The 15,049-nt window shown below is 70.4% G+C and carries 14 protein-coding genes; 8 read left to right on the top strand and 6 right to left on the bottom strand.

Translation table 11 applies throughout. The annotated features are described in order from the left end of the window. Positions 1-3 precede the first annotated feature (3 nt). From AB0H36_RS46380 to AB0H36_RS46370, 3 genes are read left to right on the top strand one after another with little or no spacing between them, the layout of a single operon-like run. Positions 4-867 (top strand): cyanophycinase, encoded by an 864-nt coding sequence (locus tag AB0H36_RS46380; RefSeq protein WP_360538324.1) that lies wholly within the window; start codon positions 4-6, stop codon positions 865-867. Continuing rightward, positions 864-3,650 carry a cyanophycin synthetase gene (cphA, locus tag AB0H36_RS46375; RefSeq protein ID WP_360538322.1) on the top strand — a complete coding sequence of 929 codons (2,787 nt, stop codon included), beginning with the start codon at positions 864-866 and terminating at the stop codon, positions 3,648-3,650. Before AB0H36_RS46380 ends, cphA begins: the two co-directional genes overlap by 4 nt. 48 nt (positions 3,651-3,698) lie before the next feature. Further along, positions 3,699-4,871 (top strand): Dyp-type peroxidase, encoded by a 1,173-nt coding sequence (locus AB0H36_RS46370; RefSeq protein WP_360538320.1) that lies wholly within the window; start codon positions 3,699-3,701, stop codon positions 4,869-4,871. A 4-nt stretch (positions 4,872-4,875) separates the two neighbouring features. Here the strand turns inward: AB0H36_RS46370 and AB0H36_RS46365 are convergent, their stop codons facing one another. The 5 genes from AB0H36_RS46365 to AB0H36_RS46345 form a co-directional block, all read right to left on the bottom strand. Then, complete coding sequence (locus AB0H36_RS46365) at positions 4,876-5,733, bottom strand: hypothetical protein (protein ID WP_360538318.1); 858 nt, start codon at positions 5,731-5,733, stop codon at positions 4,876-4,878. Between the two features lie 39 nt (positions 5,734-5,772). After that, positions 5,773-7,458 (bottom strand): Mur ligase family protein, encoded by a 1,686-nt coding sequence (locus AB0H36_RS46360; protein ID WP_360538316.1) that lies wholly within the window; start codon positions 7,456-7,458, stop codon positions 5,773-5,775. A 3-nt stretch (positions 7,459-7,461) separates the two neighbouring features. Next, positions 7,462-8,232 carry an enoyl-ACP reductase FabI gene (gene fabI, locus AB0H36_RS46355; RefSeq protein ID WP_360538314.1) on the bottom strand — a complete coding sequence of 257 codons (771 nt, stop codon included), beginning with the start codon at positions 8,230-8,232 and terminating at the stop codon, positions 7,462-7,464. 28 nt (positions 8,233-8,260) lie between these two features. After that, complete coding sequence (gene fabG / locus AB0H36_RS46350) at positions 8,261-8,965, bottom strand: 3-oxoacyl-[acyl-carrier-protein] reductase (protein WP_360538312.1); 705 nt, start codon at positions 8,963-8,965, stop codon at positions 8,261-8,263. Positions 8,966-9,117: 152 nt separating this feature from the next. Beyond that, positions 9,118-9,330, bottom strand: a complete 213-nt coding sequence (locus AB0H36_RS46345) for a dodecin (RefSeq protein WP_360538310.1) — start codon at positions 9,328-9,330, stop codon at positions 9,118-9,120. Between the two features lie 74 nt (positions 9,331-9,404). Between AB0H36_RS46345 and AB0H36_RS46340 the strand changes: the two genes are divergently transcribed. After that, positions 9,405-9,764: a DUF3099 domain-containing protein gene (locus AB0H36_RS46340; protein ID WP_360538308.1), complete on the top strand. Its 360-nt coding sequence runs from the start codon at positions 9,405-9,407 to the stop codon at positions 9,762-9,764. Between the two features lie 190 nt (positions 9,765-9,954). Continuing rightward, positions 9,955-10,158, top strand: a complete 204-nt coding sequence (locus AB0H36_RS46335; RefSeq protein ID WP_360538306.1) for a hypothetical protein — start codon at positions 9,955-9,957, stop codon at positions 10,156-10,158. Between the two features lie 96 nt (positions 10,159-10,254). Here AB0H36_RS46335 and moaA read toward each other — a convergent pair whose 3' ends face one another. After that, a complete protein-coding gene (gene moaA / locus AB0H36_RS46330) occupies positions 10,255-11,274 on the bottom strand; it encodes a GTP 3',8-cyclase MoaA (RefSeq protein ID WP_360538304.1) in 1,020 nt (339 codons plus the stop codon). Positions 11,275-11,332: 58 nt separating this feature from the next. On the opposite strand from moaA, the gene AB0H36_RS46325 reads away from it, so the two are divergent. From AB0H36_RS46325 to AB0H36_RS46315, 3 genes are all read left to right on the top strand, one after another. Beyond that, positions 11,333-12,139, top strand: coding sequence for an SURF1 family protein (locus AB0H36_RS46325; protein ID WP_360538302.1), 807 nt, complete (start codon positions 11,333-11,335; stop codon positions 12,137-12,139). Then, positions 12,051-13,889 carry a glycoside hydrolase family 15 protein gene (locus AB0H36_RS46320; RefSeq protein ID WP_360538300.1) on the top strand — a complete coding sequence of 613 codons (1,839 nt, stop codon included), beginning with the start codon at positions 12,051-12,053 and terminating at the stop codon, positions 13,887-13,889. The genes AB0H36_RS46325 and AB0H36_RS46320 overlap by 89 nt, the downstream gene beginning before the upstream one ends. Positions 13,890-13,955: 66 nt before the next feature. Further along, on the top strand, positions 13,956-14,711 hold the full coding sequence (locus AB0H36_RS46315) for an SDR family oxidoreductase (protein WP_360538298.1): 756 nt from the start codon (positions 13,956-13,958) through the stop codon (positions 14,709-14,711). Positions 14,712-15,049: the final 338 nt, after the last annotated feature.

Raw genomic sequence — 15,049 nt, 5'->3', positions numbered from 1 at the left:
GGCGTGTGGCCCGCCCGCCCCCCCCCCCGCCCCGGCCCCCCCCCCCCCGACCCGGCGTTCATCGAGCCGCTGCACAACGCCACCGGCGTGTTCATGACCGGTGGTAACCAGCTCAAGCTCGCCGGTGTCGTCACCGGTACGGCGTTCGGTCGCGCAGTCACCGCCGCCCACGCCCGCGGCGCGGCAGTCGGCGGCACGTCGGCGGGCGCGAGCATCCTGGCCGAGCACATGATCGCGTTCGGACGCGCCGGCGCGACCCCGCGGCAGCGGATGAGCCAGCTGTCCGGGGGTCTCGGCCTGGTCCAGGGCGCGATCGTCGACCAGCACTTCGCCCAGCGGAACCGGTACGGCCGGCTGCTGTCGCTGGTCGCCCAGTCCCCCGGGCTGCTCGGCATCGGCGTCGACGAGGACACCGCGGCGGTGGTCCGCGGCTCCCACCTGGAGGTCGTCGGCCGCGGCGCGGTGACGATCTTCGACGGCAGCCGGATCACGTCCAACGCCCACTACGCCAAGCGATCCGAGCCGATCCTGGCGTCGGGCGTCGTACTGCATGTGCTGCCTGCGACCGCGACGTTCGACCTGCAGGCGCGGGTGCTGCTGTCGTACGGACCGCAGCCGCCGGCCGAGGAGATCGCCGAAATGCAGGCCGCCGAGCGGGACCTGCAGAAGCTCGCCAAGGAGATCGCCGCCGAGGGGGTGTCACCCAAGTACTACGCGGATCGCAAGCGCCGGGCCGGTCGCCGTACGTCGAAACGGCCGGCGGCGGCCGGGGAGTCCAGACCGGAGGCGACCGAGCCGATCACGGCCGGCGCCGAACTCGACCACCCCGACCTGCCCGCACCCCGATCAGACAACGGATCCGCATGACCGACACGCACGGCACCCCCGCCCCCGACCTGAAGATCATCGAGACCCGCGTCTACCGCGGGCCGAACGTGTGGAGCTACGAACCGGCGATCCATCTGGTCGTCGACCTGGGCTCGCTGGAGAGCTTCCCGTCGAACACCATCCCCGGGTTCACCGAGAAGCTGCTCGCGGACCTGCCCCGGCTCGACCAGCACCACTGCTCGCGCGGCCGCAGGGGCGGCTTCATCGAGCGGCTGCACGAGGGCACCTGGCTCGGCCACATCGCCGAGCACGTCGCCCTCCAGTTGCAGCAGGAGGCCGGCCACGACATGCGCCGCGGGAAAACCCGCCAGGTGAAGGGTGTCCCGGGCCGCTACAACATCACCTACGCGTACGCCGACGAGTCGGTCGGGCTGGCCGCGGGCGAGCTCGCCGTGCGGTTCGTCAACCATCTGGTCCAGCCGGATCCTGCCTTCGACTTCACCACCGAGCTGGAGAAGTTCATCAAGCAGGCCGAGCGGACCGCGTTCGGGCCGTCGACGCAGGCGATCGTGGACGAGGCGGTGTCCCGCGACATCCCGTGGATCCGGCTGAACAAGGCCAGCCTGGTCCAGCTCGGCCAGGGTGTGCACGCGAAGCGGATCCGGGCCACGATGACGTCGGAGACCGGGTCGATCTCGGTCGACATCGCCAGCGACAAGGACCTGACCACGCGACTGCTCGCGTCGGCCGGCCTGCCGGTGCCGCGGTCGGAATCGGTCCGGACGGTCGACGAGGCGGTCGCAGTAGCGCACAAGATCGGGTACCCGGTGGTCTGCAAGCCGCTCGACGGCAACCACGGTCGCGGCGTGTGCCTGAACCTGCAGGACGCCGCCGCCGTCCGCGAGGCCTTCCCGATCGCGGCCGAGCAGTCCCGGCGCGGCTGGGTGATCGTGGAGAACTTCGTCACCGGCAAGGACTATCGCTGCCTGATCATCAACGGCCGGATGGAGGCGATCGCCGAGCGAGTCCCGGCCCACGTAGTCGGTGACGGCGTCCACACGGTGGCCGAGCTGGTCGACATCACCAACGCCGACCCGCGGCGCGGTGTCGGGCACGAGAAGATCCTGACCCGGATCACGATCAACAACGCCGCCCGGGAACTGGTCCGCAACCAGGGGTTCGAGCTGGACGACGTACCGCCCGAGGACACCATGGTGAAGCTGACGCTGACCGGGAACATGTCCACCGGCGGAATCTCGATCGACCGGACCTTCGAGGCACACCCGGAGAACGTCGAGATCGCCGAGGAGGCGGCCCGGATGATCGGGCTGGACATCGCCGGCATCGACTTCATCTGCCCCGACATCACCCAGCCGGTGCGCGAGACCGGCGGCGCGATCTGCGAGGTGAACGCGGCGCCGGGCTTCCGGATGCACACCAACCCGACGATCGGCGAGCCGCAGTACATCGCCAAGCCGGTCGTCGACATGCTGTTCCCGCCGGGCGCGACCAGCCGGATCCCGATCGTCGCGGTGACCGGGACGAACGGGAAGACCACCACGTCGCGGATGATCAGCCACGTCTTCAAGGGCCTCGGCCGCAAGGTCGGGATGACCTCGACCGACGGCATCGTGATCGACGAGCGGCTGGTGATCCGGCAGGACGCCTCCGGCCCGAAGTCGGCCCGGATGGTGCTGCAGAACCCGCGGGTCGACTTCGCCGTGTTCGAGGTGGCCCGGGGCGGGATCCTGCGCGAGGGCCTCGGCTACGAGCGCAACGACATCGCGGTCGTGCTGAACATCCAGCCCGACCACCTCGGGCTGCGCGGGGTGGAGACGCTCGAGCAGCTGGCCGACGTGAAGGCGGTGCTCGTCGAGGCGGTGCCACGGTCGGGGTACGCCGTACTGAACGCAGACGACCCGCTGGTGCGCAAGATGCGGCGGAAGTGTTCCGGCCAGGTGGTGTGGTTCAGCATGGCGGAGGCGGGCAGCGAGGTCCGCGACTACATCGACAGCCACTGCCGGCGAGGCGGGCGGGCGGTCGTCCTGGAGCGGTCGGACCTGGGCGACATGATCGTGGTCAAGCACGGCCGCCGGTCGATGCAGCTGGCCTGGACACACTTGCTGCCGGCAACGTTCGGCGGGCGGGCGATGATGAACGTGCAGAACGCGATGGCCGCCGCCGCGGCTGCGTTCGCGGCCGGGGCGCCGCTGCACGACATCCGGCAAGGGCTTCGGACCTTCAGTACGTCGTACTACCTGTCGCCCGGCCGGTTGAACGAGATCGACGTGGACGGCCGGACCGTGATCGTCGACTACTGCCACAACGCGCCGGCGATGCGGATGCTCGGTGACTTCGTCGACCGGCTCGGTGAGAGCCTGAGCGCCTCGTCGGAGCTCGGGCGGCCGTCCCGGATCGGCGTGGTCGCGACCGCGGGTGACCGGCGCGACGACGACATCCGGGAGCTCGGCGAGGTCGCGGCGCAACACTTCGACGTGGTCGTGGTCCGCGAGGACGCCCGGCTGCGCGGGCGCAAGCGCGGCGAGTCGGCGGCGCTGGTCGAGGCGGGTGTGCGGGCCGCGATGGAGAACGGTGCTCGCTGCCGGCAGGTCGACATCGAGCTCGACGAGCTGACCGCGATCCGGCATGCGCTGGGGCGGTCGAATCCGGGCGATCTCGTCGTACTGTGCGTCGATCAGCACCAGACGGTGCTGGCGGAGCTCGAGTCCGTCTCGCACCTGGCGCAGGCCGGGGCCCGGTCGGGTGACGAGGGCGGCGACCCGGACTTCGTCCAGCCCGACGAGGAGCGGGCAGACGATTGACGGGAACTTGCCTGAGGCAAGCCTCGTTGGCCTGTCCGTGACAGCGAAGTGACCACCAGACGACAGTTCTTCGGGTACGCCGGAGCGGCCGCCGCGGGTGCGGCCGTCTCCGGCGGTGCTGTGGTTGCCCTCGACAACGACAAGCCGGCGGAACTGTCAGTCGCACGGACGATCGAGCCGTACGGAGAGCACCAGCCTGCGATCGCGGCGCCTTCTCCGAAGCATTCTGAGTTGGTGGCGTTGAATCTCTTGCCGGGGGCGGACAAGGCGGCGCTTGGCCGGCTCATGCGGTTGTGGAGCAACGACATTGTGGCGATGGCCGGTGGGCGGGGGGCGCCCGGGGACACGGCGCCGGAGCTGGCGGTGGCGAATGTCGCGTTGACGGTCACGGTCGGGTTCGGGGCGCGGGTGTTCGGGCTGACCGGGCAGAAGCCGGCCGGGTTGGACGACCTGCCGGTGATGAAGCACGATCGGCTCGACGCGGCCTGGTCGGGGGGCGATCTGCTGGTGATGGTCGGCGCCGACGACGCGGTCAGCGTGGTGCACGCCGCACGGCGGCTCGTCGCCGACGCTAAGCCGTTCGCGACGCCGGTGTGGCGGCAGACCGGGTTCTGGAACGGCACCGGATCCGACGGGCAGCCGGTCACCGGCCGCAACCTGTTCGGCCAGGTCGACGGCACCGGCAACCCGGCCGTCGGTACACCGGAGTTCGACAGCACGGTGTGGTCGACCGACGGCCCCGACTGGTTCCGCGGCGGTACGACGCTCGTCGTACGGCGGATCCGGATGAACCTGGACACCTGGGACGAGCTCACCCGGTCCGAGCAGGAGCGAGCCGTCGGCCGCAAGCTGTCGAACGGCGCCCCGCTGACCGGCGCGGCCGAGCACGACGAGCTCGACCTGCAAGCCCGCGACGCCGACGGACGGCTGGTGATCGCCGAGAACTCGCACGCCCGGCTCTCCCACCACTCCGAGAACGACGGCCGCCGGATCTTCCGCAAGGGCCTCAACTACGTCCACGACTCCGGCCCGGCCCGTGAGTCCGGCCTGATCTTCCTCAGCTACCAGGCCGACGTCGCCGGCCAGTTCCTGCCCCTCCTGGCCCGCCTCGACGCGGCCGACGCCCTGAACGAGTGGACCACCACCATCGGCTCCGCCGTCTTCGCCCTCCCACCCGGCTTCCTGCCCGGCGGCTGGCTGGCCCAGAACCTTCTCGGCTGAAACGTCAGCCAAGGGCTTCGGGGCGGCGGGGCAGCCAGCGGCGCCTCGGTTCGTCGCGGTCGATCCAGTCGAGGTCTTCGGAGAGTACGGCGTCGTTGGAGCGGTTGGCGTACGGGTCGGGTGGGGGTGGCGGGGGCGGGAGGGCGCGGAGTTTGAGGGCGGTCATGGGGATGGCGAGGAGGACGGCGAGGACCAGCCAGGGCCAGTACTCTCGGAGGACAGGCTCGAACGACTGGAAGAACGCGTCGGTTGCCGCGTCGGCGGTCTGGTCGACAGGCTGGCCCGTGGGGGCGAGGCTGATGACGCGGACGCCGGCGACAACGCCGAAGGACGCCAGGTAGAAGGCGGCCAGCGGGACCCAGAAGTACGCCGACCGCCAGCCACGACGCCAGCAGGCGACGTACAGCAGCAGCGCCAGACCGACCGCGACGAGCAGGCCGTTCAGCTGCCACAGCCAGCGCCAGTCCTGCAACTGGTTCGCCGGGCGCAGCGCCAGCCACGCCACCGGAATCGCCAACGCGAAAGCGGCCACCACCGAGCTTCGGGTACCCACGGCGCCGAACAGCCCGCCCACGGCGCTTGCCACCAGCAACGTGAGCAGGAGCCTGGTGTCGGTGAAGGAGTTCCCGGTCAGCCACCACATGCCCGCGGCAACGACCAGGACGAGCGGCAGGGTCAGCCGGATCCGCCGGACGAACAGCCCGGCCGCGATCCCGCCGGCGTACCCACCCAGGATGAGCAGGTCCAGCCGCGACGGCACGAAGAGCGTCGTACCGTCCGGGAGCCCCTTCAGGTAGGTGGCGGCGAAACCCGCCACGAACCAGGCGACGACCGCGGACGGCACCGACCACAGGTAGCGCATGTTCACCCCGTTCCCGCCCCAACCGCGGGCGGGCAGGGGCTAGTGGTGGGCTCTCTCGACCTTGGCCTTCAAGATCTCCGGTGTGTCGACGGTAGCCCCCTCGGCCCGCAACCAGGCGTCAAGACTCGCCCGATCCTGCAGAGACATCACCGCGACCACGTCCCCGGGCTTGGCCTCGCCGACCAGCGCCTGCGCCGCCGCCAGCTCGGTCGGGTACGACGGCACGTCGTCCACTCCGACCGACGCCGCGCCCTCCCGGAACACCGCGTCGAGCTCCGAGGGCGGCCGGCCCCGCAGGTAGTCGCTCTTGTGGCCGATCATCACCCGGTCCGCGGCCCGGGCGCCCATCGCCCCGAGCGCCAGCACCATGTCGTCGGCCCGGTCGCCCGGTGACCCGAGCGCGAGCAGCAGCCGTCCGTCCGGCGGCCGGACGCCGTGCATGATCTCGAGCAGCGCCTCCAGGCCGGCCTCGTTGTGGGCGAGGTCGATCACCACGGTGAAGTCGCGCAGCGAGTACATGTTCATCCGGCCGGGGTTGTTCTCGTTCGGCGCGAACGAGTTCAGCCCCTCGATCACCGCGGCCCGCGGCAGCCCGAGCCCGAGCGCCGCCGAGGCCGCGGCCAGCGCGTTCTCCACGTTGAAGTGCGACAGCCCCGACAACGTCATCGGTACGTCGACGACCTTCAGCAACGGCTCCGGGTCGCTGGCCTGGTCGAGCACGGTGATGAACCCGTCGAGCACGGTCGTCGCCCGGCCGCCCTCGTCCAGCACGGTCCGGATCGACGGCGAGTCGGGGTCGCGGGAGAACACCCAGCACTTGGCCGGCGAGCCGAGCCGCATCGCGAACGTCCGCGGGTCGTCGCCGTTCACCACGCACCAGCCCCGCGGCCGGGTGATCTGCGTGATGACCGCCTTCACCTCGGCCAACTGGTCGACCGTGTCGATCCCGCCGAGGCCGAGGTGGTCCGCAGTCACGTTGGTGACCACCGAGACGTCGTTCGAGGTGACGCCGACGCCACGGCGCAGGATGCCGCCGCGGGCGGTCTCGGTGACCGCGAGCTGGATCCCGGGCTGGGACAGGACCTGACCGGCGCCGCTCGGGCCGGAGAAGTCGCCGTACTTGACCAGCTTGCCGTCGAAGTACACGCCGTCGGTACTGGACCAGCCGACGTGCAGGCCGGCGGCGCGGCCGATGTGCGCGATCATCCGCGAGGTGGTGGTCTTGCCGTTCGTCCCGGTCACCGCGACCACCGGCACCTTCGGCCGCAGCGTCGGCGGCGGGTTGCCCGGCGGCTCGTTGCGCACCCGGTCGCCGACGGTCCCGGTCAGGTCGGTCAGGTCCTCGGTGCCGAACGCGTCCAGGACCTCGACGATCGCCGCGCCGAGCGCCCGGGCCCGGCCTTCGTGTGCCCACGGGAAGGCGACGACGAGCCGCCGTACGTCGGACTCCGGGCGGACCCGGACGCCGATCCGGCCGATCCCGGCCTCCCGCGCGATCCGCCGTACGACGTGACCGGCGACCCGGATCGCGAACCGCTGCCGGAAGCCGGAGCCGATCCGGCCGGGCCGGGTCGCGCCGAGCCCGATGGCCTGGGCGTAGGCCTTCGCGGCCGGAGCCGGGGCGTCGACGAGTGCGGACACGTCGAGCGTGAGCTTGACGGCGGCACGGCTGAAGTAGAGGTTGGCTCCGTCCAGGACGCGGAGCTCAACCAGCGATGTGGCCAACCCCTAGGCTCCCATCGCGTGGTAGCCGCCGTCGACGTGCACGATCTCGCCGGTGGTCGCGGGGAAGAAGTCGCTGAGCAGGGCGACGATGGTCCGGCCGGTCGGCTCGAGGTCGGCCGGGTCCCAGCCCAGCGGAGCCTTGTCCAGCCACGGCTCCTCGAACTTCTCGAAGCCCGGGATCGCCTTGGCGGCCAGCGTCTTCAGCGGGCCGGCCGAGACCAGGTTGCAGCGGATGCCCTGGGCGCCGAGGTCGCGGGCCAGGTACCGGTTCGTCGACTCCAGCGCGGCCTTGGCCACACCCATCCAGTCGTACCCGGGCCAGGCCACGGTCGCGTCGAACGTCAGTCCGACGACACTGCCGCCGCGGCTCATCAGCGGCGCGCAGGTGACGGCCAGAGCCTTCAGCGAGTACGCCGAGACGTGCACGGCCTGCGACACGTCCTCCCACGGACCATCCAGGAACTTGCCACCCAGGATGGTCTCCGGGTTGCCGTACGCGATCGAGTGCACGACACCGTCCAGGCCGTCGACGTGCTCACGGACGGCGTCCGGCAGCGCGGACAAGTGGTCGGGATTGGTGACGTCCAGCTCCAGCACGGGAGGCTCGACAGGCAGGCGTTTGGCGATCCGTTTGGTGATGCTCAGCGCGCGGCCGAAGTTCGAGATCAGCACGGTGGCGCCCTGTTCCTGCGCCACCTTGGCCGTGGCGAAGCCGATCGAGGAGTCCAGCGTGACTCCGGCGACCAGGATCCGCTTGCCGTCGAGGATGCCCACCGGCGTCCCTTTCTAGAGTTGGTGTTGGCTAGTTGCCCATGCCGATGCCGCCGTCGACCGGGATCACCGCACCGGTGATGTACCCGGCCTCCTCGGAGGCGAGCCAGCGGACCGCGTTCGCGATCTCCTCGGTCAGGCCGAACCGGCCGAGCGGGATCTGGCTCAGGTACTGCTTCTGGGTCTCCTCCGGCAGCACCGCGGTCATATCGGTCTCGACGAAACCGGGCGCGACCACGTTCGCGGTGATGCCGCGGCTGCCCAGCTCGCGGGCGATCGAGCGGGCCATGCCGATCAGGCCGGACTTGCTGGCCGCGTAGTTCACCTGGCCGGGCGAGCCGAGCAGGCCGACCACCGAGGAGATGAACACGATCCGGCCCTTGCGCAGCCGCAGCATACCCTTGGCTGCGCGGCGGGCGACCCGGAACGAGCCGGTGAGGTTCGTGTCGATCACCGAGGACCAGTCGTCGTCGCCCATCCGCAGCAGCAGCGTGTCGCGGGTGATGCCGGCGTTGGCCACCAGCACCTCGACCGGGCCGTGCTGGTCCTGGATCGTGTCGAACGCCGCGTCGACCTGCTCCTGGTCGGTGATGTCGCACTTGACGCCGAGGAAGCCCTCCGGCGGCGGGCTGGTGTTGTAGGTGACCGCGACCTGGTCGCCGGCCTCCTTGAACGCGGTCGCGATCGCCAGCCCGATGCCCCGGCTGCCACCAGTCACCAACACAGACCTGCTCACAAGCCCTCCTCACGTCGCCAGTCGCACGAACGCTATCGCGGCCACCGGCACCATCGTTCGAGGGGTTATCCCCCCGAACGATGGGTTCTGTGTCGGTGTACGCGGGGAGAACCCATCACCCGGCGGGATATCCCCTCGAACGCTGCGGTGGGTCAGGAGTCTTCGAGGCGGAAGCCGACCTTCATGCCGACCTGGTAGTGGTCGATCTGGTTGTCGACGATGTGGCCGCGGATCTCGGTGACCTCGAACCAGTCGAGGTGCCGCAGTGTCTCCCCGGCCCGGGTGATGCCGTTGGTGATCGCCTCCTTCACTCCTTCCCTGGAGGTGCCGACGATCTCGGTCACGCGGTAGGTGCGATCGGTCATGAGACGAACCTCTCCATCCTGGCTGCGCCCGGGCGAACGACGCGGCGTACCGTTGTTCTTGGTGAGGAGGATAGATGTCACGACGCCGTGAGCGGGCCGGTGAGACCGTCATCTCGGTGACGAGTGCCCAGCCGGGCCGGTCGGAGGATCTGGACAGCCGGATCGCGCGCTACGCGTGGATGATGTCGATCCGGATCGTCTGCTTCGTGCTCGCCGTCCTCACCCCGTCGCCGTGGCGCTGGATGTTCATCGTCGCTGCGGTCTTCCTGCCGTACGTCGCAGTCGTGCTGGCCAACGCGCACCGGACCACCACGCTGGACGCCGCAGACCCCTTCGTGGCGCCCGAACGCCCTGCGATCGGATCGCATCCGGTCGTCATTGCGAAGCCCGCCGACGAGCCTGATCCGGGCCGCAAGATCGACACCGAAAAGTGATCTGTGCCGGGACTGGAAACTTTGGCACCATCCGTGTCAGAATCTCCCGCGTGCTCTGAAGTTCACTGATGAAATTCAGGGACATGATGCGGCGTCGGACGGCTCCCCCCGTGGCTGTCCGACGTCGCTTCATTTTCCCCACTCTTTTGATTATTGAGTGGTCAGCAACAATCTCCCAGGAATGGCTGTCATGACCGAAGAAGTCCTGCCGTCCACCTGCTCTGCCAGGGGTTGCGGGGCGCCGGCGCAGTGGGCGCTGCTCTGGAACAACCCGAAGATCCACACCCCGGATCGGCGCAAGACCTGGCTGGCGTGTGACGAACACAAGGACAGCCTGTCCGACTTCCTCGGCCGCCGGTCATTCCTGCGCGAGGTCGAGCCTTTCTCCGGGTGAATCCGCGGAGACCCGAAAAACTGCATTTCCGGATTGGGCCAGAACCGGGCGCGGTGGAATCAGCGCTGCTTGGCGCGTTCCGGCCGTTGCGGTGGTTCAGCCGCCGATCGCGGACATCGGCCGGGTCGGCTGCAGGAAGCTCGGGTCGTTGATCCCGTGCCCCGGGAGTTTGTTCCGCATCGCACGCCGCCAGCGGTCGGCCAGCTCCTCGTCGTCGGCGCCGGCCCGCAACGCCGTCCGCAGGTCCGACTCGGTGCGGGCGAACAGGCAGTCGCGGACCTGACCGTCGGCGGTCAGCCGGACCCGGTCGCAGTCACCGCAGAACGGGCGGGTGACCGAGGCGATGATGCCGACGGTCTGCGGCCCGCCGCGAACGGTGAAGGACTCGGCCGGGGCACTCCCCCGGGCCGCCGCGTCGGTCGGCTCGAGACCGAACGGCTCGGAGAGCTGGTCGAGGATCTCGTCCGCGGTGACCATGGTGGCCCGGTTCCAGCCGTGCTGGGCGTCCAGCGGCATCTGCTCGATGAACCGCAGCTCGTAGCCATGTTCCAGGCAGAACTCCAGTAGCTCCGGCGCCTGCTTGTCGTTGAGGCCGCGCATCAGGACTGCGTTGACCTTCACCGGCGTCAGCCCGGCCGCCTGCGCCGCTTCGAGCCCGGCCACCACGTCCTTGAGGCGATCCCGGCGGGCGAGCTGCACGAACGTGTCCGGCCGGATCGTGTCGAGGCTCACGTTCACCCGGTCCAGGCCGGCGTCCTTGAGCGCCGTGGCCTGCCGGGACAAGCCGATCCCGTTCGTGGTGAGCGACACCTGGGGCCGCGGCAGGAGCTCCGTCGTACGCGCGACGATGTCGACCAGGCCGCGGCGGAGCAGCGGCTCGCCGCCGGTGAAGCGGATCTCGTGTACGCCGAGTAACTGGACGGCGACGGAGACGAGCCGAACCACCTCGTCATCCGTCAAAAGCTCGGGCTTCGCCAGCCAGTCGAGGCCTTCCTCCGGCATGCAGTACGTGCAGCGCAGGTTGCATCGATCCGTCAGCGACACCCGCAGGTCCGTGGCGACCCGGCCGAACCTGTCCGCCAGACCCAGCTGCGTCACCTCTTCGGTAGCCGTCACGCCCCCCAGCCTACGTGCCGGGGACCGACTGTTTCAGGGCATGGCTTAAGTTCGAGATGTGGGTCGTCTGATGAATGTCCGCTGGATCGCCGCCGCGCTGGCGGTCCTGGTGCTCGCCGGGGTGTGCGTCCAGCTGGGCCGCTGGCAGTTCCACCGCCTCGACGAGCGCAAGGCACGCAACGACGTCACCCGCGCCAACCTGGCCGCTCCCCCGGCCTCGATCGACCAGATCGTCGGCGCGGACGGCGTGGTCGGCGACCAGCACGCCTGGCGGACGGCCGTCGTCACGGGCCGGTACGACGCCTCGAAGCAGATCGTCCTGCGGTACCGCAACGTGAACGACCGCCCGGGGTTCGAGATCGTCACCCCGCTGGTGCTCCCCGACGGCAAGGCGGTCCTGGTCGACCGCGGCTTCCTGACCCGCCAAGGCGCCGAGCTCGCCCCTGGCCATGTCCCCGCGGTCCCGTCCGGCGAGGTCACGATCACCGGCCGGCTGCGCCGCAGTGAGCGCGGCGGAAGCACCACGGGCGGCACCCCGGACAACGGCACGGCACGCCTGATCAACGGCCCGGACTTCGCCAAGGTCCTCAACCTGAACCTGTACGACGGCTACCTGACCATCGACAAGCAGGAACCGGCCAACGACGCCGCGTTCGGCGCGTTCCCGGGTCCGGAGATCGACGACGGGCCACACTTCTTCTACGGGCTGCAATGGTTCTTCTTCGCCCTGCTCGCCCTCGGTGGACTGGTCTACTTCTCCCGACAGGAAGTACGCGGTGACAAATCCGAAGACGACGCGGCCGAACCGGCCAGGCCCGAAGTCCCTGCCGGAGCGGCGGATCGAGGACTACGCGCTGATCGGTGACCTGCAGACGGCCGCGCTGGTCTCGAAGCAGGGCTCGATCGACTGGCTGTGCTTCCCGCGGTTCGACTCACCGGCCTGCTTCGCCGCGCTGCTCGGCACCGACGAGAACGGGCACTGGCGGCTCTCACCTCGCGACGCCGACGCGAAGAGCAGCCGGCACTACCGCGACGACACGCTGGTCCTGGAGACCGAGTGGTCCACGCCAGGCGGCTCGGTGCGGGTGATCGACTTCATGCCACCACGTGATGCAGCGCCAGACGTCGTACGGATCGTGCAAGGGGTCAGCGGGACCGTGTCGATGCGGTCCGAGCTACGGCTGCGGTTCGACTACGGCCACGTCGTTCCGTGGGTACGGCGGGCCGACGGCCAGGTGGTCGCGATCGCCGGGCCGGATGCGGTGTCGTTGCGGTCCGACGTCCACCAGTACGGCCGCGACTTCGCGACGTACGCGGACTTCGAGGTGTCGGCCGGCGACCAGGCCTGGTTCGTGCTCACCTGGCATCCGTCGCACCACCCGGTGCCCAACCCGACCGACGCGATCGCCTCGCTCGCGCCGACCGAGAGCTACTGGACCGAGTGGATCGGGCAGACAGCCGACGCGGACGGGTTCGAGGACGAGGTCACCCGGTCGATCCTGACGCTCAAGGCGCTCACGTACGCGCCGTCCGGCGGCATCGTCGCGGCGCCGACGACCTCGCTGCCGGAGTTGCTCGGCGGGCAGCGGAACTGGGACTACCGGTTCTGCTGGCTGCGCGACGCCACGATGACGCTGGCGGCGATGCTGCGCTCCGGGTTCACCGACGAGGCCGCCGCATGGCGGGACTGGCTGCTGCGGGCAATCGCCGGCGACCCGGCCGACCTGCAGATCATGTACGGCGTCACTGGCGAACGCCGGCTGACCGAGTTCGAGGCCGACTGGCTGCCCGGGTTCGGCGGCGCGCAGCCGGTGCGGATCGGCAACGCGGCCGCGGAGCAGCTGCAGCTCGACGTGTTCGGCGAGGTGATGGACGTCCTCGCGCTCGCCCGGGAGACCGGGATCGGGCCGAGTGACGACGCCTGGGCGATGCAGCGCGGCCTGATGCGGCACCTGACCGGCATCTGGGACCAGCCGGACGAAGGGATCTGGGAGGTCCGCGGCGGGCGGCAGCAGTTCACGTACTCGAAGGTGATGGCCTGGGTCGCGTTCGACCGGGCCGCCCGGGCGGTCGAGCGGTTCGGCATGAGCGGTCCGGCCAAGCAGTGGCGCGCGACCGCGGACCAGATCCACCGCGAGGTGTGCGAGAAGGCGTTCGACGCCGACCGCGGAACGTTCACCCAGGCCTTCGGCAGCAAGGCGTTGGACGCCGCGGTGCTGCTGATCCCGCAGGTCGGGTTCCTGCCGCCGGACGACCCGCGGGTGGCCGGCACGGTCGACGCCGTCCAGAAGGAGCTCGGGTACGACGGCTTCGTCCGCCGCTACCACACCGAGCACACCGACGACGGCCTGCCGGGCGACGAGGGCGCGTTCCTGATCTGCTCGTTCTGGCTGGCCGACTCGCTGGCCCTGCTCGGCCGGGTCGGCGAGGCCCGCGAGCTGTACGAGCGACTTGTTGCCCTGCGCAACGATGTCGGCCTGCTCGCGGAGGAGTACGACCCGGTCAGCGGCCGGATGCTGGGGAACTTCCCGCAGGCGTTCTCGCACCTCGGGCTGGTCAACACCGCCTGGCACCTCAACAACAGCGAGAGTCCGCTGCGCCGGTCGGCGTACTAGAACTTGCCGTCGGCCACCAACTGGCCTCGGCGTGCGAGATCCGCACCCGTGAGGCAGGATGGTGCCGTGGACCTCGGACTGCGCGATCGCACCTACATCGTCACCGGCGCCAGCGCCGGCCTCGGCTTCGCCACGGCGAAGGCGCTGGCCGCGGAAGGCGCCCGGGTCGTCATCTCCAGCCGGAACGAGGAGTCGATCGCGCGCGCCGCGGCCGAGCTCGGCGAGAACGTGGTCGGCATCCCGGTCGACAACGCCGACCCGGAGAGCGCGGAGCGGCTCGCCGCGACCGCGATCGCCAAGTGGGGCGAGCTGCACGGCGCGCTGATCAGCGTCGGCGGCCCGCGCCCGGGGACGGCCCTCGACACCGACGAGGAGGACTGGCGCAACGCCTTCGACAGCGTGTTCCTCGGCGGCCTCCGGATCGCCCGCGCGGTCGCCCGGGCGGGCTCGGAGGGCACGTCGATCGCGTTCGTGCTGTCGTCGTCGGTGAAGTCCCCGATCCCCGGCCTGGCGATCTCGAACGGTCTGCGCCCCGGCCTGGCCATGATCGCGAAGACGCTCGCCGACGAGCTCGGCCCGAACGGGATCCGCGTCAACGGCCTGATGCCCGGCCGGATCTCCACCGACCGCCTCAAGGAGCTCGACGCCAAGGGCGGCGACCCCGACGCCGCCCGCCGCGCCTCCGAGAAGACCATCCCCCTGCGCCGCTACGGCACCCCCGACGAGTTCGGCCGCGTCGCCGCCTTCGTCCTCTCCCCCGCCGCCTCCTACCTCACCGGCAGCATCATCCCCATCGACGGCGGCGCGCTCCGCGGAATCTGAACCCCCGGGCGACCGACAGCCCTGAGGTACGGCTACTCCGGCGAGCAGACTGTCGTCGCGGGTACTCGCCCACGCGGGTACTCGCCCACGCGGGCCGTGGTTGCGCGTGCTGCGGTAAGCGGGCCGTGGTCGCGCGTGCTGCGGAAAGCGGACTGTGGTTGCGCGTGCTGCGGAAAGCGGACTGTGGTCGGGCGTGCTCCGGGCCGGCGGACTGTGGTTCGCGTGCTGTTGCAGGCGGAGTGTGGGGGCGCGGCTCCGGGCTGCTTGATCGTGCTGGTCGTGGTGGTGTGCGTCAAGGGCGCCTTCGGCGTCCGCTGCGCGGATCTTCGACCCTTGAC

It is taken from the genome of Kribbella sp. NPDC050820 (assembly GCF_040653975.1).
In the GTDB taxonomy this organism is placed as follows: domain Bacteria; phylum Actinomycetota; class Actinomycetes; order Propionibacteriales; family Kribbellaceae; genus Kribbella.
Note: the sequence above shows the minus strand (reverse complement) of the source record. Positions and strands in the feature narration are given on the sequence as shown.

Bases quoted from the DNA above. Each gene is read 5' to 3' on its own strand.
- AB0H36_RS46340 (WP_360538308.1), top strand. From the start codon at position 9,405: ATGTCACGACGCCGTGAGCGGGCCGGTGAGACCGTCATCTCGGTGACG.
- AB0H36_RS46365 (WP_360538318.1), bottom strand. From the start codon at position 5,733: ATGCGCTACCTGTGGTCGGTGCCGTCCGCGGTCGTCGCCTGGTTCGTG.
- AB0H36_RS46335 (WP_360538306.1), top strand. From the start codon at position 9,955: ATGACCGAAGAAGTCCTGCCGTCCACCTGCTCTGCCAGGGGTTGCGGG.
- AB0H36_RS46345 (WP_360538310.1), bottom strand. From the start codon at position 9,330: ATGACCGATCGCACCTACCGCGTGACCGAGATCGTCGGCACCTCCAGG.
- cphA (WP_360538322.1), top strand. From the start codon at position 864: ATGACCGACACGCACGGCACCCCCGCCCCCGACCTGAAGATCATCGAG.